Origin of the sequence: Nitratireductor alexandrii, from assembly GCF_004000215.1 — a bacterium.
Classification (GTDB): domain Bacteria; phylum Pseudomonadota; class Alphaproteobacteria; order Rhizobiales; family Rhizobiaceae; genus Mangrovimarina; species Mangrovimarina alexandrii.
In genome coordinates this window covers 56147-76530 of the sequence record NZ_RBVY01000002.1, presented here as the reverse complement: position 1 = coordinate 76530, position 20384 = coordinate 56147, and the positions used below count along the sequence as shown (strand labels likewise).

The 20384-nt window shown below is 64.7% G+C and carries 18 protein-coding genes; 3 read left to right on the top strand and 15 right to left on the bottom strand.

What is annotated here, in order from left to right; genetic code table 11:
- Positions 1-1143 carry a photosynthetic reaction center cytochrome PufC gene (gene pufC / locus EP380_RS04050; protein WP_127596893.1) on the top strand — a complete coding sequence of 381 codons (1143 nt, stop codon included), beginning with the start codon at positions 1-3 and terminating at the stop codon, positions 1141-1143.
- Between the two features lie 254 nt (positions 1144-1397).
- Here the strand turns inward: pufC and idi are convergent, their stop codons facing one another.
- Genes idi through bchF form a run of 15 tightly spaced genes read right to left on the bottom strand, consistent with a single transcriptional unit; the run spans position 1398 to position 17703 of the window.
- Positions 1398-1922, bottom strand: coding sequence for an isopentenyl-diphosphate Delta-isomerase (idi, locus tag EP380_RS04045; protein WP_127596891.1), 525 nt, complete (start codon positions 1920-1922; stop codon positions 1398-1400).
- Between the two features lie 36 nt (positions 1923-1958).
- The gene (hemA, locus tag EP380_RS04040) at positions 1959-3176 is read right to left on the bottom strand and encodes a 5-aminolevulinate synthase (RefSeq protein WP_127596889.1); all 1218 of its coding nucleotides are present in this window, start codon (positions 3174-3176) and stop codon (positions 1959-1961) included.
- A 29-nt stretch (positions 3177-3205) separates the two neighbouring features.
- Positions 3206-4057: a putative photosynthetic complex assembly protein PuhE gene (puhE, locus tag EP380_RS04035; protein WP_127596887.1), complete on the bottom strand. Its 852-nt coding sequence runs from the start codon at positions 4055-4057 to the stop codon at positions 3206-3208.
- A gap of 9 nt (positions 4058-4066) precedes the next feature.
- A complete protein-coding gene (acsF, locus tag EP380_RS04030) occupies positions 4067-5176 on the bottom strand; it encodes a magnesium-protoporphyrin IX monomethyl ester (oxidative) cyclase (RefSeq protein WP_127596885.1) in 1110 nt (369 codons plus the stop codon).
- Positions 5173-5481 carry a hypothetical protein gene (locus EP380_RS04025; RefSeq protein WP_238719717.1) on the bottom strand — a complete coding sequence of 103 codons (309 nt, stop codon included), beginning with the start codon at positions 5479-5481 and terminating at the stop codon, positions 5173-5175. The genes acsF and EP380_RS04025 overlap by 4 nt, the downstream gene beginning before the upstream one ends.
- Positions 5481-5972 (bottom strand): photosynthetic complex assembly protein PuhC, encoded by a 492-nt coding sequence (puhC, locus tag EP380_RS04020; RefSeq protein WP_127596882.1) that lies wholly within the window; start codon positions 5970-5972, stop codon positions 5481-5483. Before puhC ends, EP380_RS04025 begins: the two co-directional genes overlap by 1 nt.
- Before the next feature lie 9 nt (positions 5973-5981).
- Positions 5982-6656, bottom strand: a complete 675-nt coding sequence (gene puhB / locus EP380_RS04015; protein WP_127596880.1) for a photosynthetic complex putative assembly protein PuhB — start codon at positions 6654-6656, stop codon at positions 5982-5984.
- Positions 6653-7432 carry a photosynthetic reaction center subunit H gene (puhA, locus tag EP380_RS04010; RefSeq protein WP_127596878.1) on the bottom strand — a complete coding sequence of 260 codons (780 nt, stop codon included), beginning with the start codon at positions 7430-7432 and terminating at the stop codon, positions 6653-6655. Before puhA ends, puhB begins: the two co-directional genes overlap by 4 nt.
- Before the next feature lie 37 nt (positions 7433-7469).
- The gene (locus EP380_RS04005) at positions 7470-8909 is read right to left on the bottom strand and encodes a BCD family MFS transporter (protein ID WP_127596876.1); all 1440 of its coding nucleotides are present in this window, start codon (positions 8907-8909) and stop codon (positions 7470-7472) included.
- Positions 8906-9625: a magnesium protoporphyrin IX methyltransferase gene (bchM, locus tag EP380_RS04000; protein ID WP_127596874.1), complete on the bottom strand. Its 720-nt coding sequence runs from the start codon at positions 9623-9625 to the stop codon at positions 8906-8908. The genes EP380_RS04005 and bchM overlap by 4 nt, the downstream gene beginning before the upstream one ends.
- A gap of 16 nt (positions 9626-9641) precedes the next feature.
- Positions 9642-10571: a ferredoxin:protochlorophyllide reductase (ATP-dependent) iron-sulfur ATP-binding protein gene (gene bchL / locus EP380_RS03995; protein WP_127596872.1), complete on the bottom strand. Its 930-nt coding sequence runs from the start codon at positions 10569-10571 to the stop codon at positions 9642-9644.
- Complete coding sequence (locus EP380_RS03990; protein WP_127596870.1) at positions 10568-14338, bottom strand: magnesium chelatase subunit H; 3771 nt, start codon at positions 14336-14338, stop codon at positions 10568-10570. The genes bchL and EP380_RS03990 overlap by 4 nt, the downstream gene beginning before the upstream one ends.
- A complete protein-coding gene (bchB, locus tag EP380_RS03985; protein ID WP_127596868.1) occupies positions 14313-15851 on the bottom strand; it encodes a ferredoxin:protochlorophyllide reductase (ATP-dependent) subunit B in 1539 nt (512 codons plus the stop codon). The genes EP380_RS03990 and bchB overlap by 26 nt, the downstream gene beginning before the upstream one ends.
- Positions 15842-17149 carry a ferredoxin:protochlorophyllide reductase (ATP-dependent) subunit N gene (locus EP380_RS03980; protein ID WP_127596865.1) on the bottom strand — a complete coding sequence of 436 codons (1308 nt, stop codon included), beginning with the start codon at positions 17147-17149 and terminating at the stop codon, positions 15842-15844. The genes bchB and EP380_RS03980 overlap by 10 nt, the downstream gene beginning before the upstream one ends.
- Entirely contained in the window at positions 17146-17703 is a 558-nt protein-coding gene (gene bchF / locus EP380_RS03975; protein ID WP_127596863.1) for a 2-vinyl bacteriochlorophyllide hydratase, read from the bottom strand. Before bchF ends, EP380_RS03980 begins: the two co-directional genes overlap by 4 nt.
- A gap of 387 nt (positions 17704-18090) precedes the next feature.
- Here bchF and EP380_RS03970 point away from each other — a divergent pair, with 387 nt between their 5' ends.
- Entirely contained in the window at positions 18091-18903 is an 813-nt protein-coding gene (locus tag EP380_RS03970) for a cobalamin-binding protein (protein ID WP_127596861.1), read from the top strand.
- Between the two features lie 59 nt (positions 18904-18962).
- Positions 18963-20339 (top strand): transcriptional regulator PpsR, encoded by a 1377-nt coding sequence (gene ppsR, locus EP380_RS03965; RefSeq protein WP_238719716.1) that lies wholly within the window; start codon positions 18963-18965, stop codon positions 20337-20339.
- The last annotated feature ends 45 nt before the right edge of the window (positions 20340-20384 follow it).

Below are 20384 nucleotides of genomic sequence, written 5' to 3'. Positions count from 1 at the left end.
ATGCAACTTTGGATACCGTTTGCTGCTTCCGCCGGAGCCTTGCTCGCCATCGCCAGCTTCGTCGGCGCCGGCTGGGACGCCCCGCCGGTCGAGACGACCCAGATCGGCTATCGGGGAACCGGCATGTATCTGGAACAGGATGTCGAAAAACTGGAGGCGCTCAAGGCCGCCAATGTCGTGCCGGAAGCCCCATGGGAAGCGGATCCGGAAGGCGAGCGCGCCGGCGACATCTACCAAAATGTCCAGGTGCTCGGCGATCTGTCGGACGATCAGTTCAACCAGTTCATGGCGGCGATCACCCAATGGGTCGCCCCGGAAGACCAGGGCTGCGCCTACTGCCACGATATCGAGAACATGGCGTCGGACGAGGTTTATCAGAAAGTCGTCTCCCGGCGCATGATCCAGATGAACCAGGCGATCAATGTCGACTGGCAAGACCATGTCGGCCAGGTCGGCGTGACCTGCTACACCTGTCACCGAGGCGAGGCCGTGCCGGCCAATTACTGGGTCGACGACCGCGAACCGAAACCGGCAAGCAATGCCAGCCGGGCCGGCCAGAACGTCGCCGGCAAATATTCCGGCAACACTTCGCTGCCGCAGAACGCGCTGATGGATTACCTGCTCGGTGACGAGGCCATCCGCGTCCACTCGCTCACGGCCCTTCCAACGGGCACCAACACGGCCGGCGTGAAGGAGACGGAAAACACCTGGGCGCTGATGATGTACATGTCGGAATCGCTCGGCGTGAACTGCGTCACCTGCCACAATTCCCGCGCCTTCAACGATTGGGACCAGAGCCCGCCGCAACGGGTCACCGCCTGGCACGGCATCGCCATGACGCGCGCGCTCAATGCCGACTATCTGACCGGCCTTGCCCCCGTCTTTCCGGCGGAGCGCAAGGGACCGCAAGGCGACGTCTTCAAGGTCGGCTGCGCCACCTGCCACAACGGCGTTCAAAAGCCGCTCAACGGCGTGTCGATGCTTCAGGACTATGTCGATGCGCTCGACAAGAAAGAAGGCCCGGCCGATGCGCCGGACTACACGACTTATGTGCCGGGTGAAACCCAGGTGCTGGGCGCCGACGCGCCGACCACCTCGTCCGCACTGCCTGCCCGGACCACGGTCGCCAATACGCAGGATTGACGGGCAAGCCGCCGCACCTCGAAGGGAGCCGTCAGGCTCCCTTTTGCGTGTCCGAACCACCCTGGAACGGATAGATGCAGCCCCTGGCAAGCGACCGTTCGGGCATATCGACGTTGAAAAAGGGCACTTTGCCGGGGCGCGCCCGGTGAAACCCGGAGCGCCGCGAAGCCCGGCTATCCGTTCGGTTTTCTTCTACAATCCTGGAGGCAAAACTCCTGGAGGCAAAACCGGGTCGCGGTTCCGATGGAGTTGGCCTAACCGAAGGTCAGGTCGGGAAAACGCTGCAGGTAGATCCGGAACCAGGGCGCGAAATCCTGCGGGGCGCTTGCGACTTCGCGATGCAGCTCGTCCGGACTGATCCAGCGCACCGCGTCGACTTCGTCCGGATTGGGCTCCAAGGCCAAGCTGTGACGATCGACCTCCGCGCTGAACAGCGTCACGCGCTCATGCTCGCTGAGCCCCTCGCCGACCGGCGCTTGATATTCCACGGTCCGGTGGCGGGTGAGCGGCACGGTGAAGCCGAGCTCGTCCTGCAGGCGGCGCTCGGCGCAGGCTTGGAGGCTTTCCCCCCAATGGGGGTGGCTGCAGCACGTGTTGGCCCATTGCCCGCCGCAATGATATTTGGCGGCCGCGCGCCGCTGAACCAGCAACTCGTCACCGTCGAAGACGAACACCGAGACCGCCAGATGCAACAGGCCCTTCACGTGCGCGTCCATCTTCTCCACCGGATAGGAGGAGCCGTCGCCGGCGATTGCCGGGATGATGATAGGCCTGTTCATGCTTCACGGACTCCTGGACCCGCTCGATCGCGCCCGTCACGCCGCGGCCCGCGCCAGGGCGCATTGCGACCACAACGCGCACACGGATTCGGCCAGGTGCCGGATATCCGCGTCGCTGTGCAGCGGTGTCGGCGTGATGCGCAGTCTTTCGGTGCCGACCGGCACGGTCGGATAGTTGATCGGCTGCACATATATGCCGAAATCGGCCAGAAGGACATCGGAAATCCATTTGCACTTTGACGCATTGCCGACCATCACCGGCACGATATGGCTGGGATTGTCCATATGCGGGATGCCGCGGGCGTTGAGCGCGGCGCGAACCTTGGCGACGTTTTCCCCGTGGGCCCGGCGCTCGGTCGTGCTTTCCTTCAGATAGCGGATCGACGCGGTCGCTCCGGCTGCAAGCGCCGGCGGCAGTGCCGTGGTGAAGATGAAGCCGGAGGCGAAGGAGCGCACGAAGTCGATCAGCACGGCTGGACCGGTGATGTAACCGCCCATGACACCGAAGGCCTTGCCGAGCGTGCCCTCGATTACCGTCACGCGGTCCATCAGCCCTTCGCGCTCGGCGACCCCGCCGCCGCGCGGGCCATACATGCCGACCGCGTGCACCTCGTCGAGATAGGTGATCGCCCCGAAATCGTCGGCCACGTCGCAGATGTCCCCGATCGGGGAGATGTCGCCGTCCATCGAATAGACGCTTTCAAACGCAACCAGCTTCGGCGCGTGCGGGTCGTCCGCTTCCATCAGCTCGCGCAGATGGGCCGGGTCGTTGTGGCGGAACAGGCGTTTCTGGCAACGCGAATGGCGGATGCCCTCGATCATCGAGGCATGGTTGAGCGCATCGGAATAGACGATGATCCCCGGGATCTTCGACAACAGCGTCCCGAGCGCCGCCCAGTTGGAGACATAGCCCGAGGTGAAGATCAGCGCCGCCTGCTTGGCGTGGAGGTCGGCAAGTTCGCGTTCCAGAAGCACATGGTAGTGATTGGTGCCGGAAATGTTGCGCGTGCCGCCGGCACCGGCGCCGCATTTTTCGATGATTTCCTTCATCCGGCCGGTAACGATCGGATTCTGCCCCATGCCGAGATAATCGTTGGAGCACCAGACCGTCACCTGCCTCGTCTTGCCCGTCTCCTCGTAGAAGGTCGCTTTGGGAAAGTCGCTGCAGTGGCGCTCCAACTCGGCGAATACGCGATAATTGCCGGCGGAGCGAAGACCGGAGAGAGCGGTTTCCATGTGATTGAAAATGTCCATTTCCTGTTCCTCTTCCCTCTCTGGTGCCGTCAGGGCGTTTTCGCCGGATGGTCTGCGCCGGCCGAGGCGAGGGCCGGCTCCACGTTTGGTGTCTTGGCCGCGCCGGTCGCGGGCGCTCCGGGCACCGCCCAGCGCCACAGGGCCGCGTCGGAGACCGGCAAAACGAGAATGAGATGCTCGATGATGGCGAGCGCCATGAAGGTCGACAGCAGGATGTGGCCGACCACCGAATAATCCTGCTCGGCCCGCAGAGCGCCGGCCACCAGCACCGCCAGCAGGCCGACCGCTGCGGCAAGCAAGAGCGGGAACAAGGGCGTCGTCCTGCCGGTGTTGAAATAGGATTTCAGATGCAGGATCGCCGGCGGCATCAGGCCGCTGATGGCGTGGCGCGCGCCCAGGAAGATCAGCACCTTGGCCGAGACCCGCATGCCCCACAGCAGGCCGAATGTTGCCAGGCCGAACGGATTGTCCGTGTCCCTGAGCATGAACCAGAGAAAGAGGCCGGTGACCAGGAGCGCGATTTCGTGGTCGCAGACCGCCTTCCAGGCGGCCTTGAACCGGTCGAACCCGGTCAGGCCCGGGGGACATTCCTGCTTGCGCCGCCCGGTGACCATACCGGTCAGGAAGGTGGTTTCGTGCCAGGCCCAAACCAGAAGCGCGCCGAAAAAGCCCGCATAGGAGCCGAGCGGTGTCCGTTGTCCGCTGCCGTAGAGCATCAGCAGGAAACCGACCATGCCGACCAGCGTCACCGTCGCCAGCAACGGCCACGGGCCGAGCCGGCGCTTGGTCGACCAGTGGACCATGGCCAGCACGAGCCCGGTCGAAAGCCACCAGACGCCGATGGCGATCAACGCGGCGATGACCGGGGTCGCGAAGTTCATGGCTGCGCCCTACCAGACCGGCTGCAGACGCGAGGTGTCCGGCAGCGCGTTGGTTTTGGTCGGGATCATGTACATGCGCAGGAAATTGACGCCGGCGGCGCAGCCCCACCAGGCCTTGCCGAACCGGCCGGTCAGGCCGCCCTTGGCGCCCGCCGCCTGCATTTTGCGATTGATCCGTTCCATGCGCCGGAAGCCGTCGACCAAAGCCGGGTTGTCGAGATCCAGCACCAGCGGGAAGCACTGGCGCGAGATTTCCGAGGTCAGCTTGAAGACCCGCATGTCATAGGCGTGGATATCGACGCCCAGCGCCTTGTGAAAGGCCGGGCGCATGTGATCGCGCGCATACATGGTGGTGAACACCGCCAGGAGGAAGAATTTGATCCAGAGCTTGTTGCGCCCTTCCAGAAGCCGCCGGTCAGAACGGATGATCAGCGAAAAGGCTTCACCGTGGGAGAACTCGTCATTGCACCATTGCCGGAACCACTTGAAAATCGGGTGGAACCGGTGCTCGGGATGCTGTTCCAGATGCCGGAATATGGTGATGTAGCGGGCATAACCGATCTTTTCCGACAGATAGGTCGCGTAATAGATGAATTTCGGCTTGAAATAGGTGTATTTCTTCGCCTTGGCGAGGAAACCCATATTGACGCCGATGCCGAAATCCTTGAGCGCGTCGTTGATGAAGCCCGCATGGCGGCTTTCGTCGCGGCTCATGTAACCGAAGAGCTCACAGATCTCCTTGTTCTTGCCGCGCCGCTTCATTTCCTTGTAGAGCACGCAGCCGGAAAATTCCGAGGTCAGCGAGGAGACCAGGAAGTCGATAAGTTCCTCCCGCAGGTCGTCCGGCAGGGCGGCAAAGTCGATCTCGTCCCAATCCTCGTTTCGCTTAAAATGGCCCTTGTTGGGATCGCTCCTCATCTGCGCAATCAGCGCGTCCCATTCCTCGCGTACCGGTTCGACGTCGATCTTGTCCATCTCGTCGAAGTCGGTTGTATAAAAACGCGGGGTCAGCATGGTGGAGACCAGCGCGCTGCGGGTGGTGTCGTTGACGGACGCCTTGCGCGCGTCGGCCATCGGCGTGTGGCCGGCCAGGTCGGCCTTGGAGACAGGCTTGTTCATGACAGTGCCCTTTCCGTGAAACTGAATTCGCACAATTCCATCATGTCGAAATCCCCGGTCGCGCGCGTCCAGGCGCGCTCGAGCCGCCCGGCACGGCGGATCGTCGCTTTGCGGCGGAAACTCTCGCATCGACCGTAGGGGATGGAGACCGGCGCGCCGTGCACGAAGACCTCGTCTCCGGGATGGACCACGGTGCCGTTGTCGAAACGCACATGGGCGCCAAGCTGGTCGAACGTGTTGTTGATCTCCACGGTGCAGTCGACCGTTTCCCGGCGCCGCATCAGGGAAAAAAGCGGGTTGGTCATCAGCTTGCTCCTCCACGAGCCTCGAGCAGGGCCTCAAAGGCGGCCGCGTTGTCCTTGCCGAACGCTTCCAGATAGATCCGCTCGCCCGTCGCCGTGTCGGACAGGCTGACCGTTCCGGCCTGCCACTTGATCAAACGGTAAGGAACGGCCTCGGAAACCTTGGCCACCATGCGCATGCGTTCGAACGCGCGCAGCGAGCCGCGTACGAAGCCGCCCGTGTCCTTTTCATAGGTCGCAATTCGGCTGCCGCTGGCGGCGTCGGCCACGACGACGATGTCGTCGGCGCCGCGCAAAATGGTGATGTCTCGGATGGCGACAGGCGCCCCGGTGCGGTGCTTGATCACACCGATCCCGGTGGCCTGGCCAAAAACCACCGCGCCGGCGGCAAACACGAGCAGCAATGCCGCGCCGATCAGGATACCGGCCGGGAACGGATTGCCGTGCCTGCCCTTGCGGTCCGACAGATAGCCGAGATGGGATGCCGAAGCCATGGTGTCCTCCTATTCCGCGGCCACGACCGCCGGCGCCAGCGCGTCCGCCGCGCGATCGTCCTGCGCCAGCCGGGCATGCCCGGATGTCAGCGCCGCATATTGGGTGATCGCCAGCGCCAGGATGTCGGCCGCCTTCTTCGCGTCCGGCAGGCAGATCAGGCTCGGTTCCGGATCGGATAACCGCCAAGCGCGCGTGTGTGGCCATTGCAGCAGCCAGGACATCCGGTGCCCGGCAAGCAGTTGGATCGCCACATGCCCCGCCCCGCCGCCGAGTTCGGCAAGCGACAGGGCGTTCACCTGCTTGAAGGGCAGATTGAGCGTCAGCGAAAAGGCGACACCGAACCGCATCACCACGCGACGGGACGTGATCGTATAAAGCGTGGTTTTGTGAACCGCCCAGGCAAACAGTTCCAGGATACCGATGACGGCGGCCGCAAGGGCCGTCAGCACGGCGACGGAAAACACGATCCCAGCCGCCGGGCGGCCGTCATAAAGCCCGCCGACGACCGCCCAGGCGATCAGCAGCCCGAAATACCCGGCGATCCAGCGATTCTTGAGCACATGCCGAGCGACGAGCCGGGCGCAGGGCCGGCCCTGCCAGAGGATCTCCTCGCCATGCGGCGGATAACCCGGCAGGCCCGCAACGGGCTCGATCTCATGTTCACGCACGACAAACTGTTTCACAGCAGAGCCTCCCGTCGGTTGCGCAGGGCATAGAGGAGGCCGCCGCCGTAATAGGCCGCGATCTTGTCTTCTTCCAGCCGCGTCACCGTTTCCGCTTTTGCGTGGCCCGGTACGTCGGCGAACTGCTCGGAGGTGACGGCGTGAACGTAGAGATACGGCTTGTCGCCCCTGGCCTTCTTGATGACGACGAAATTGTTGGGCAGCAACGGGCCGGAGGCTCCGTCCTCGCCCTCGATTTCGTAGTAGCGGATCAGGTGTTCGGAGCGATCCACCCAAACGTCCTTGACGATGCCGGCGGGCTTGCGGTCGCAGCCGACCACCGGCAGGCCGCGCGGATCCGTTTCGCCCGCGGCGATGTCGAACCCGTCGGCGACGCGCATCGGCACGATGCGGGCCTCGCCGTGGGCGGTCAGGTCCGGAAGGTCCTGGCGCTCGGCCCAGGAGCCCGGCCCGACGCCGGCCAGCATCGGGTTGCCGGTCGGCTCAAGCGGAGAGCCCGACGCGCGCGCCATGCGTTCCGCATTCAGCGCCCGCTCGTCGCGGGCGAGATCAGGGACTTGTTTCGTACCCTGGCCATGAGGAAGAACGAAGGTCTTCTTGTCCGGCACGAACAGCCATGGGCTCTTGTTGTGGGCGCCGGAAACGTCATCCTCCAGCGGATACCCCTCGCGCCGGTCCTCCTTGCGGATGTACCAGATGAGCCCGGCGAAAAAGACCCAGAACGCGTAGAGCACCACCTGTGCGACATCTATGCTGCCGACCACTGAACCCGTCATGGGTACCTCCTCCTCCAAATGGTGGCCTCGCCCCGGATCAGCCGGGCATCTCGGCCAGTCCAAATCGCATGTTATGGCGGCTGTCCTGCCGGTAGCGGTGTCCCGTCAGCGGGCCGAGTACGGCCAGGCAAACGAACAGCAGCCCGATCTCCAAGTGATAGACGACAAGATATCCGGTCGCCGCGGTGTCCATGGCGGTGCCGAGCGCCCCGTCGAGCGCGAGCGTGTTGACGGCGTTCTTGATGATGCCGCCCAGAAGCAGGCTGGCGCCGATCGCGCTTGCCTGAACCGCGCCCCAGGCGCCCACCAGGATGCCGCTGTCGGAACGGGCCGAAATACCCATCGCAGCCAGCATCGTACCGACCGCGAACAGCCCGCCGCCGAGCCCGATCCCGGCCGCGCCGGCATAAAACAGGCCATCGACGCCGAGCGGGGATGCGAAGATCACCCCGGAGAAGGCCGCGATGCCGATCAGCAGCCCCCGTGCGGCCACCCGGTACATATGCGCGCCACGGTTGAGACTGTGCGCCGCCCAGGCAAAACCGACCATGGTGCCGGCGGGCCAGAGCCCGGTCAGAAGCGTGGTCTGGCCGACGCTCATGCCGAGGATTTCGCCGCCATAAGGCTCCAGAAGGATGTCCTGCATCGAAAACGCCGCCGAGCCGACGGCGACCGCCAGCAGCAAGCGCACGGTGCCCGGATCCCGACGATAGTCGGCGAGCGCCTCGAAAAAGCCTGGCAGCGTGCGGTCCCTGGCGGTCCGGCTCGGGTCGCGCGCCTCCTGCTTCCACATGGCGATCACATTGAGCGCGATGGTGAGGACCGCCGTACCCTGAATGACCTGAATCAGCAGTTTCGGCGTGAAATCGACCAGGAAAAAGCTGTAGAAACCCGAAGCCGCGATCATGCCCGCCAGCAGCAGGACATAAAGAAGCGCCACGACCCGTGGCCGTTTCTCCCGCGGCACGATGTCGGTCGCGAGTGCGAGGCCTGCGGTTTGCGCCATATGCAGTCCGAAACCGGTCAGCAGGAAGGCAAGGCTGGCGCCTGCCGCCCCGGCCCATTCGGGGCCCAGCGTTTGGGATTGCAGCAAAAGAAGCGCAAACGGCATGATCGCCAGGCCGCCGAACTGCAGCAGGCTGCCGAGCCAGAGATAGGGCACGCGCCGCCAGCCGAGCACGGATTTGTAGGTGTCGGAGCGATAGCCGAAAAAGAGCCTCAACGGGGCCGCCAGAACGGGAATGGCGACGACGGCCGAAACCAGCGCGACCGAAACCCCGAGTTCGACGATCAAAACCCGATTGAGCGTTCCGGTCAGCAGCACCAGCACGCAGCCGGCGGAAACCTGGAACAGGGAGAGCCGCAACAGGCGCGAGAGCGGCACCTCGGTCGTGGCCGCATCCGCAAACGGCATGAAGCGCAGTCCGGCCTTTTGCCAGAGCGCAACCATCCTGCGGTTTGCGGCGCCAAGCATCATGAGCGGACCACCTCCACCGCCTGGGACGTGTAGAAACCGACGGAAATCCGCTGGCTGCGCCCCACTCGCCAGCCGGACATGTGTTGCTGGGCGACCAGTTGACCGGCCAGTTGCTCGGGATCGGTCGGGTAGATGGCGGGTGCCCGGTCCGATCGCGGAAAGACCTTGCCGATCATCAGCATCGCCCTGAGCAGGTGCGAGCTGGGTGCCAGCGTGAACAGAAGGCCGCGGCGGGTGCGCTCGGCGAACTGTTCCAGGACGCTCCTGGCGTCTTCGGGCGCGTAATGGATCAGCACATCCATCGCCACGACGGCGTCGAACCGCCCGAGACGCGGGTCGAGCATGTCGCCGCTGCGAAAATCGACGCGGCCTGCGGTCGGTACGCTTCTTTGGGTCTGCAGCTCCGCCGCGCGCTGCCGGGCGAAGGACACCATCTGCGCGGAAAGATCGATGCCGACCACATCCGCGCCGCGCGCCATCAGCTCGAGCGACAGGACGCCGGAACCACAGCCGGCATCCAGGATCCGCCAGCCGGTCAGATCCCGCGGCAACCAGCCGGCGAGCGTTTGGCGCATCGCCTCGCGGCCCTGGCGGACGGTCGCCCTTATGCCGCTGACCGGCTGGTCCCCTGTCAATCTCTTCCAGGCCGCCAGCGCCGTGCGATCGAAATAATGTTCGATCTCGCTGGTTCGCCTGACATAGCTGGCCCGTGTCATGCCTGCTCCCAAAGCCTCACTCGAAACCGAGAAACTCGAAAATCTCCCGGTCCTTCATCGGTTCGGCGCTCAAGGCCTCCGTGCCCGCCCACAGCTGTTCGGCGAGCTGGAGATATTCGTTCTGGATGGCCTGGATCTCCGGCGCGTCGCCCATTTCGAAAAGCGTGCTCTTCTTCAGCCGGCTGAGGCGCACGTGATCGGAATCGGGCACGTGCGCCAGCCGTTTCAGGCCGACCGCCTCGTTGTAGCGGTCGATCTGGTCGGTCTCCCGCGACCGGTTGGCGATGACCCCGCCAAGGCGCACTTCGTAGTTCTTTGCCTTGGCCTTGATGGCCGCGACGATGCGGTTCATGGCAAACACGCTGTCGAAATCGTTGGCGGCCACGACCACGGCCCGCTCCGCATGCTGGAGCGGCGAGGCGAACCCGCCGCAGACCACGTCGCCGAGCACGTCGAAGATCACCACGTCGGTATCGTCGAGAAGATGATGCTCCTTCAGCAGCTTGACGGTCTGGCCGACCACATAGCCGCCGCATCCGGTGCCCGCGGGCGGGCCGCCGGCCTCGATGCACTGCACGCCGTTGAAGCCCTCGACCATATAGTCCTCCGGCCGCAACTCCTCGGTGTGGAAGTCCGCCTGCTCGAGAATGTCGATCACGGTCGGGATCAGGGATTTGGTCAGGGTGAAGGTGCTGTCGTGCTTGGGATCGCACCCGATCTGAAGCACCCTCTTGCCGATCTTGGAAAAGGCGACGGACAGGTTGGACGAGGTCGTCGACTTGCCGATGCCGCCCTTGCCGTAAATGGCGAAGACCTTGGCCCCGTCAATATCCATGGTCGGATCGAGATGCACCTGGACGCTGCCCTCCCCGTCCGCGCGTTCGCGCAGCCTTGCGGCGGTACGCGCCTCTCGCTCGGCGGTTTTGGGATGAGTGTAGATATTCATTCGGCTGCCTCCGTCACCAGGCCTTCGAGCCGGTCTTCGAGTTCGTCTCCCGCCCGGCGCAAGGCCTCGAGCGTCTCCGGGTCGGGCTGCCAATAGTCGCGCTCGTGCGCCTCCATCAGCCGTGCGGCAACCCGTGCGGCTGATGCCGGGTTGAGCTCGGCGAGCCTGCGGCGCATGGCCTCGTCGAGAACGTAGGTTTCGGTGATTTTCTGGTAGATCCAGGGATCGACACCGCCCGTGGTCGCCGACCAGCCGAGCGTGTTGGTTACGTTCGCCTCGATGTGGCGCACGCCCTCGTAACCGTGCTGGAGCATGGCTTCGTACCATTTCGGATTGAGCGTGCGCGTGCGGGTCTCCAGCGCGACCTGTTCGCCGAGCGAGCGGACCCTGGCCTCGCCCTGGGTCTGGTCGGAGATGAAGACGGGCAGCTCCGCGCCGCCTTTGGCTTTCGAGACCGCCTTGGACAGGCCGCCGAGCGTGTCGAAATAATGCTCGATCGTCGTCACGCCGATCTCGACCGATTCCAGGTTCTGATAGGCCATATCGACTTCGGCAAGGACGGCGTCCAGGAGCGCGCTCTGACGGCTGGTCTTGCCCCTGCGGCTGATCGCGAAGCTCTTGCGGCTGGTGTAGGTCTTGGCGATTTCCTCGTCGTCGGTCCAGGCGGACGACGCGATCAGCATGTTGACATTGGATCCGTAGGTGCCGTCGGCGTTGGAAAACACCCGGTAGGCGGCCGTCTCCAGATCGCAGCCGCTGGCGGCGCAATAGGCCAGCGCGTGCTTGCGGATGAAGTTGCGCTCGGCCGGCTCGTCCGCGGTCGCGGCGAGGTAGCTCGCCTCGGCGAGCATGCTGGCCTGGATCGGCAGCAGATCGCGGAAAATTCCCGACAGCGTCATCACCGCGTCGATGCGCGGGCGGTTGAGCTCCCGCAGCGGGATCAGCTCCGCGCCGCAGACCCGGTTATAGGCATCGAGACGCGGCCGCGCGCCCATCAGTGCCATGGCCTGGGCAAGCGGCGCGCCGCCGGTCTTCAGATTGTCGGTGCCCCACAGCACGATGGCCACCGTTTCGGGCAGCTTGCCGTCGCTCTCCAGATAGCGTTCGAGAATGCGCGCGGCCTGCCGCGCACCGTCCTCCAGGGCGAACCTGCTGGGAATGCCGAACGGGTCGAACCCGTGAATGTTGCGTCCCGTCGGCAGCAGATCCGGCGTGCGCATGAGATCGCCTGACGGAGCCGGCGGCACGAACCGGGCGTCGAGCGCGCGCACCAGACCGTCGAGTTCCCGGTTTTCGGCAAGCTCGCGATTGATCGCAGCGAGTTTGCGGACCGTCTCGCGAGCCTCTTCGTCCAGACCGGCGCCGGCGGCTGCGAGAGCCTCCCGGTCCGCCCCCGCAATGGCCAGGCAAAGCGCCTGATCGGCGACAAAGCCGGATCCGGTTTCCAGGCCGACGGCCATGCGGGCCAGCATTTCGGCGCGTTCGCTGGTCGTCATGCCGCGTCCGGCGACGTGAAGTCCATGCGGGATCAGCGCGTATTCGGTTTCAGTGAGCGCCTGCACAAGATGCTGCACGAAGGCGCTTTCGGAAAACTCCGCCGTGTCGCCGGCCAGATCGAGCTGGTCGGCCTGCACGCGAATGACGTCCAGCAACCGTTCCCGCTCGGCGCGCGCTTCGGGCGGCGTCGACCGGTACTGGTCGAGGCTGGCCTTCAGGCTGTTGAGGCCCTTGTAGAGACCGGCCTCCGTGATTGACGGGGTCAGATAGGAAATCAGCGTTGCCGCCGAACGGCGCTTGGCGATCGATCCCTCGGAGGGGTTGTTGGCCGCGTAGAAGTAAAAATTCGGCAGGCTACCCAGCAGACGATCGGGCCAGCAGGTGCTCGAGAGGCCGGTATGTTTGCCCGGCATGAATTCCAGCGCCCCGTGCGTGCCGAAATGCAGCACCGCATCCGCGCCGAAGGTTTCGCGCAGATAGGTGTAGTAGGCCACGAAGGCGTGGTTGGGAGCGAAACCGCCTTCAAACAGCAGCCGCATCGGATCGCCCTCGTAGCCGAAGGGCGGCTGGATGGCGACCAGCAGGTTGCCGAACTGCCGACCGAGCACATGGATGCCGCGGCCGTTGGAGAGGACCCGGCCCGGCGCCGGGCCCCATTGCGCCTCGATCTCCGTCAGGTGCCGCTCCTGGCGGACATGATCGTCAGCCGACACCGTCGCGTGGACATTGGCTTCCGTTCCGAAACGATCGGCATTGCCCTTCAGGATCATGTCCTGCAGCGTGTCGGCGTCGGCCGGCACTTCGACGTCGTAGCCTTCGGCCGCGAGCCGCTTCATGGTCTCCAGCAGGCTTTCGAAAACCGACAGGAACGCGGCCGTGCCGATATTGCCGCCATTGGGCGGGTAGTTGAACAGGGTAAGCGCGATCCGGCGCTCCGGCCGCGGCGTCCGGCGCAGCCGCGCCATGGCGGCCAGGCGGTCCGCCAGGAGGCCGACGCGTTCGTCGTCGGGCCGCATGCAGGCACGGCCGGACGGGCAGTTGCCGAGTTGGCGGGCGCACACGCATGGCTGTTTTTGGTCCACGGCGCCGGAGCGTCCGCCGATCACCATGGCGCCGACGGCGCCGTCGAGTTCGGGAATGGCCACCATCAGCGTCGTCTCGATCGGGGTCAGGCCCTGGGTCGAGGCCTGCCAGGCTTCGCGGGTCTGAAACTCGGTCACGCAGGCCGACAGATAAGGCACATCGAGCTTTGCCAGGGTTTGGGCAGCGGCCGCGGCATCGCTGTAGGCTGGGCCGCCGACCAGGGAAAAGCCGGTCAGCGAGCACAGCACGTCGACGGTGGCCCTGCCGTCGGCATCGGTCATGTAGTCGTCGATCGCCGCGCGCATGTCGAGGCCGGAGCAGAACACCGGCACGACATTGAAACCGCGGGCCTCGAGCGCGGCGACCACACCGTCATAGTGGCCGGTATCGCCGGACAGGATGTAGGTGCGCAGCAGCAGCAGCCCGACCGTGCCTTTCGGCTTGCCGACCCTGGCCACGTCCTTCAGCCGGGTCGCGACGCGCGGCGAACAGCGCGGGTGATAGAGCCCCCGCTCCGGATAGTCCTTCGGCGCGTCCGCAGTGACTTGGCCGCGCAAGGCCTTGCGCTCGCCGGACGCGTATTTGCCGACCAGCAACCGTACCATGTTGGCGATGTTGTCGTCCGACGCGGCGATCCGGTATTGCAGCGTCAGGAAATAGTTGCGCACATCCTGTGCGGTGCCGGGAATGAATTTCAGCAGCTTGGGCAGGCGCCGCAACATGGCGAGCTGGCGCTCGCCGGCGGTCCTGCCGCTTTCCTTGCCACCGCGCGAACTGCCGCCGCGCAGTTTCTTCAGCAGCGCCAGCGGGCCCTTCTGCGCGCCGCTCATGCGGAAGCGGCCCATGGCGGTGTATTTCATGATCGTGCCGGCCGACATGCAGCACACCATGGCATCGCAGTTGAGGTGACGGGCTTCCAGCTCGTCGGCGATCGCCTTGACGTGTTCCTCGACGAAGATCATCGACACGACGATGATGTCGCCGGTGCGGATCGCTGAGCGGCACGCGGCCAGGGATTGCGGGTCCTCCGCCCAATCCGTGGCCGCATGAACGGACAAGGTGAGGCCGGGCAGGTCCTTCGCCAGCAGCTTGCGCGCATCGTCAACGGCGGCCGCGACATGGTTGTCCAGCGTGATCAGAACCACCCGAACCGGGAGGTTGCTATCGGGCGAAATGGGCTTTCGCATCGTATAACGTCTCCACGGTGATCGGGTGAATGCCGTTTTCGGCAGCGAAATGCTCGGTGTTGCGGCGGGCCTTGCCCCGAACGAAGAAGGGCACTTTCTTCAACTCGCGCTCGGCTTCCCGCGTCCACCGCGTGTCCTGATCTGACAGTGCGATCGGCGTGTCGGCCTCGGTCTCGGCCGGCTGCGGGGCCGGGCTGTGGGCATGAAGGTGCGACGCGGGGGTCTCGTCGTTGAATTCGAAATCGTCCCGGAACATGGCGAGCAGATGTTCCTCCAGCCCCATCATCAGCGGGTGCACCCAGCTGTCGAAAATGACATTGGCGCCTTCGAAACCCATTTGCGGCGAATAGCGGGCCGGGAAATCCTGCACGTGCACCGGCGCGGAGATCACCGCGCAGGGCACCCGCAGGCGCTTGGCGATATGCCGCTCCATCTGGGTGCCGAGCACCAGTTCGGGTCGGGCCTCCACGATCGCGTCCTCGACCTCGAGGTGATCGTCGCTGATCAGCGGCTCGACGTCATGCTCCCTGGCGGCGGCGCGCACTTCGCGGGCATATTCGCGCATATAGGTGCCGAGCCCGCATACCTTGAAGCCGAGTTCGTGCGTCGCGATCCGGGCGGCGGCGATCGCATGGGTGGCATCGCCGAAGATGAAGACGCGCTTGCCGGTCAGATAGGTGCTGTCGATCGACCGCGAATACCAGGTCAGCCGGTCGCCGTCGTTCGATGCCTGTCCGTCAAGGCCGGCGAGCGTCCGGGCCTCGGCAACAAAGCGCCGCGTGGCCGCGACACCGATGGGGATCGTCGACAGGAACGGCATGCCGTAGGCCTTGCTCAGCCAGCGGGCCGACGTTTCGGCGATTTCGGGATAAAGCACGATGTTGAAGGCCGCCTCCGGCAGCATGGCCAGATCCGCCGGTCGGGCGCCGAGCGGGGCCACGACACGCACATCCAGACCGTTGGCCTCGAGCAGGGCGGTGATTTCGCGGACATCGTCGCGGTTGCGGAACCCCAGCGCCGTCGGCCCGAGCAGGTTGCAGCTGTTGGCGGCAACGGTGTCCGGTCGGCTCCGGTTGCCGACACAGGCGCGGACCAGGCGATAAAAGGTCTCCGACGCGCCCCAGGCCTCCTTCTTCTGGTAGGAGGGCAGTTCCAGCGGCACCACCGGGATGTCCAGCCCCAGCGTTTTGGCAAGGCCGCCGGGATCGTCCTGAAGCAGTTCGGCGGTGCAGGAAGCCCCGACCAGCAGTGCGTCGGGCTCGAAGCGATCGACGGCGTCCCGGCACGCGGTCTTGAAGACATCCGCGGTGGACCCGCCGAGATCGCGTGCCTGGAAGGTCGTATAGGTGACCGGCGGGCGCGCCTTGCGGCGCTCGATCATCGTGAACAGCAGATCGGCATAGGTGTCGCCCTGCGGAGCATGCAGAACATAATGCACGCCTTCCATCGAAGCGGCGATGCGCATGGCGCCGACATGCGGCGGTCCCTCATAGGTCCACATGCTCAACTGCATGACGCGCCCTGCCCGGCTGTCAGCCCCGTGTCCAGCAATGCGTTGCGCCGCAAGGGGCGCGCGAACAGTTCGGCCAGGTCGCCGGCCTGCTCGTAACCGTGGATCGGCGTGAAGGCGAACTCGATCGACCACTTGGTCAGGCGGCCCTCGGCCTCGAACGGATTGGCAAGGCCCATGCCGCAGACGATCAGATCGGGATCGGATGCGCGGCAACGCTCGATCTGCCGATCGACGTCCTGGCCTTCGGAGAGCGCAACGCCGGCCGGCAGCAGGGCGAGTTCGCCGGCGGCATGATCGCGGTGCAGATAGGGACTGCCGACCTCGACGATCTCGGCCCCAGCTTCCCGCGCCAGAAAACGGGCCAGCGACGGTTCCAGTTGCGAATCGGGAAAGAAGAAGATCCGCCGCCCCTCGAGCCAGGGCAGATAATGCGCCAGCGCCGCCCGCGCGCGCTTGCGCGGCGCGGCGGTGACCTCGTGGAAGCGGCCGGCGGACACGCCGAAGGCGGTCGCGATCGCCTGGAGCCAGGCGGTGGTGCCCTCTTCACCCAGCGGAAAGATCGCATCGATCCGCCTGGCGCCCCGCGTCTCCAACGCGGCGGCGGCCGCGCCGAGATAAGGCTGTGCCAGGATGAACCGGGTCTGCGGGCCGACGACCGGCATGGCGCTGCTGCGGCGGCCGGGCAGGAAATGGACCTTCTCGATACCAAGCTCGCTCACCAGGCGCGCAAGCTGATCCTCGACCACGTCCGGCAGGCATCCGGCGATGACCAGGCGCGCCGCGTCGGCGGGGGATTGCGGCCGGGGCGCCTCGCCGATCAGAGCCGACAGGAAATTGTCCTCGCCCTGGGTGAAGGTCGTCTCGATGCCGCTGCCGGAATAACACAGCACCCGGTGCCTGGGCGCGTGGACACGGTTCAAGCGTTCCGCGGCCTTGGAAAGATCGAACTTGATCACCTCGGAAGGGCAGGAAGCGACCAGAACCAGCATCCCGATGTCCGGCCGGCGGGCGAGCAGCTTGTCGACCACACGGTCGAGCTCGTCATGCATGTCGGCCATGCCCGCAAGATCGCGCTCTTCCATGATCGCGGTGGCAAAGCGCGGCTCCGAAAAGATCATGACGCCGGCCGCCGACTGCATCAGATGGGCACAGGTGCGCGAGCCGACGATCAGGAAAAACGCGTCCTGGACCTTCCGGTGCAGCCAGATGATCGATGTCAGACCGCAGAAAACTTCGTGCTGACCGCGCTGGCGGATCGTCGGGGCGGTGGCGCAACCGGCGGAAAAAAGCTGGTTCATCGCACCGACCCCGCGCCCTGCAGTTCGCCCGCGGGCGCCGCCACGAGACCGTCAGCCGGCGCCTGTTGCCGTGCCGAGCGGTCGAGACGCGCCAGACGCAGTTTCCAGACGAACTGGCCGGCATTGACGACATAGGCGGCATAGGCGGCGAGCGCGAGCCCCATCAGGCCGAGCGGGCCGAGGAACTCCAGGTAGAGCGCGGCCAGGTAGGCGGTATGAAGCGCCAGCACCAGCATGGAAAAGACGTCTTCCCAGAAGAACGGCCGGGCGAACAGGTACCGGCCGAAGACCTGCTTTTCCCAGATCGAACCGGTGATCATGATCGCGTAGAGCGCCAGAGTCTTGATCACGACGGAGATTTCGGCCGCCGCAAGCCCCTTGCCGGTGACAAGGAAGACAAGGATCAGCGCCAGGCTGATCAGAAAGACAAGAAACTGCACGGGCGCGAGGATGCCCTGCACCAGCGTCCAAACGCTCTCGTCGCGCCGCCGCCGCTCCTCCTGGGTATAGAGAAACCCGGCCTCTACCGACTTGCTGGCTGCACTTGCGGACATCCGATCCTCCCGCCCGAACCCGACGCAGGGTCCGGCAGATCAGGAGGGTAACGCCGTGACGGCAAAAGTGTCAACTTTGAGTGACGTATATTTTTGTTTACACGAAACAAGAGGGGAGTCATGCTAAGCGCGCTCACATGCGCAAGCAAAGCCAGGACCCGCAGACCCCAGAGCTTGCCCCCTTTCCGCAAAGCCAGGGAGGCCGACCGCAAAGTGAGGATGAACGGCACCATAGAGCCACCCGTCGAGGCCGCGCACGCGCGCAGCACGCCCGCTGCCGCCGAGAATTTTTTTGTGCGATGCAACGCACAAATGCTAAAAAGCTCCCGGCTCAACAGAGGTGAACGGGCAACGCTTCGCAGCCTCATACAAGGACCCGTGGCTGCCATGACCGCCGAACATTTCTCTGGTTTGCTGGACACGGGCCTGGAAAACAACGACCATTATAAAGACGCCATAGCCGGCTTGAAGAAGCGCGTCCTGGCACCCGGCACACGGATTGCGGACTTGCTCGCCTTTCTCGACACGGCAATCCGGTTGCGTGTCATGACTGGCGAGGAAGGGGCGGCGCGGAGCCCGACGGCGGTAAAAGTCCTGCTTGCCGAGGCAGTTGCGCGGCAGCTCGGCAAGGATTGGACATCCGACAGGGCCAGCTTCATTGACGTCTCCATCGCCTCCTCGCGCCTCCAGGAACTCGCCCAGGCGCTGACGCGCGAGGCCAGCGTCAAGGCCGGCAGGTGGCGGGCGCCGCTTGCCGCCATCGTGCTGCCGCGGGGCGAACAGCACAGCCTGATGTGCTATCTGACCGGCGCCCTCTTTCAGACGCTGGGATGGCAGCAACAGGTCGTGCCGCACGAATCGTTTGATCAGCCCAAGATTGCCGAAATGATTGCGCGCGCAGACGTGGTTTGCGTCGGCTGGAGCAATATGCGGCTGAAATCGGATGTCCAAAAGCTGATCGCCGACATCAAATTGAACACCCAGGAGAAGGCGCCACCCGTGATTGCAGGCGGCGTCGCAGCGCTTGACTTTGTCGATTTTCTTGTGGGAATGGGAACAAATTGTGTGTGCGACAGCGCATATTCGGCCGTAAAAATCTCGGAAAACTACTATAATTTGGGAAAAACCAGTCATTTTCCTGCGCCGATGGGCGATAATGCCGACAAAAAAACAAGCAGGATCGATCGGCAATCCCAATGACCCTTCCTCCGGCACACGGCGCGCAACGAGATATCGGAGTCACGAGCGATTTGCTTGAGATGCTTGGCCCAGACGCTCTGACGGCGTTGATCGGAATCGGTGCGGACATCGTCTGCCTGGTTGACGACAAGGGCATCGTGAACCGGCTTCACTATAAAAACCGGGAACTTGACGCCTATGGCCTGTCGGCGATCGTCGGCAAGCCCCTGCGCGACTGCGTGACGGTGGAATCGGTACCGAAAATCGATGCCCTGCTTGCTCCCGATTCGAAACAGCGTCCCGCACGCGGCTACCAAGTCAATCACAGCGCAGCCGGCCAGCCCGACCTGCCCGTCGCCTATCTTGCGGGAACGTCTGCGGGCTTTCCCTTTACGATCGTTGTCGGACGCGAGATGCGCCGGCAGATGCAGGACCAGCAAAGACTGGTCGAAGCCCAGATCGCGATGGAGGCCGACTACCGGGAGCTGAGGCAGGCCGAAGCGCGCTACCGGACGGTCTTCAAGATGTCCGAGACGGCCCATCTGGTGCTCGACGGCGAAAAGAGAATCGTTTTGGAAGCCAACGCCGCGGCTGCCGCGGTTCTGGCAGCAAGTTCCGGCACGCTCACCGGCAAACCGGTGCGCGACCTGTTCAACAAGCAGGACAGGGACCGGCTGGGAGATGCCATTGGCGAGGCCCGGCACAGCGGAGAGCCAATCCAGCTCGAGGCGCTGAAAACGGCCAAGGGCGCCGAAATCGATGCAGAGCTGCGCGCCTATCGCGAACATGGCGCGACCAACCTCGTCGTGACCCTGCGGGCTTGCCAGGAGGGGGGCGCCGTGCCGGCCCGCCCTGCCCCCGTTCACTCGAATGGCGCGGATGTCAATTTGGACCTCCTGCCGGAAGCCGCGCTCATGACCGACGCGGAAGGTACGGTCCTGGCTGCAAACACGCTCTTTCTCGACCAGGTCCACGCCCCGACACACAATCAGGTGCTCGGACGCAATGCGGCCAACTGGCTGGGCAAATCCGCGATAGAGCTCAATGTGCTTTTCACGCGCGCCAAGGACGAACGAACCCTCAGCGGCTTTTCCTCGGTCGTCACCGACATGCTGGGCGAGGAACACGCCGTGTCTCTTTCGGCCCGCTACGACAACGCGTCGGACACGGTACAGTTGCTGGTGATCCCGCAACCGGCAAGCGCCGACAAGGTGGCCCTGCGGCCACCTGCGACCCCGGAACAGGCCGAGGGCTTCGCCAGCCTTGTCGGCAAGGTGCCGCTCAAGGTCCTGATCCGCGAATCCCTCGACGTGGTGGAAAAGATCTGTATCGAGGCCGCTCTCGATCAGACCAAAAACAACCGGGCCAGCGCCGCGGAAATGCTGGGCCTGTCGCGGCAGAGCCTCTACATCAAGCTGCGCCGGCACGGGCTGGAAAACTACCGGCCCAACTCATAGCGCCTTTCCCGGCCGCGTAAACGGTCAAGACGGCGAGCCGTCGCC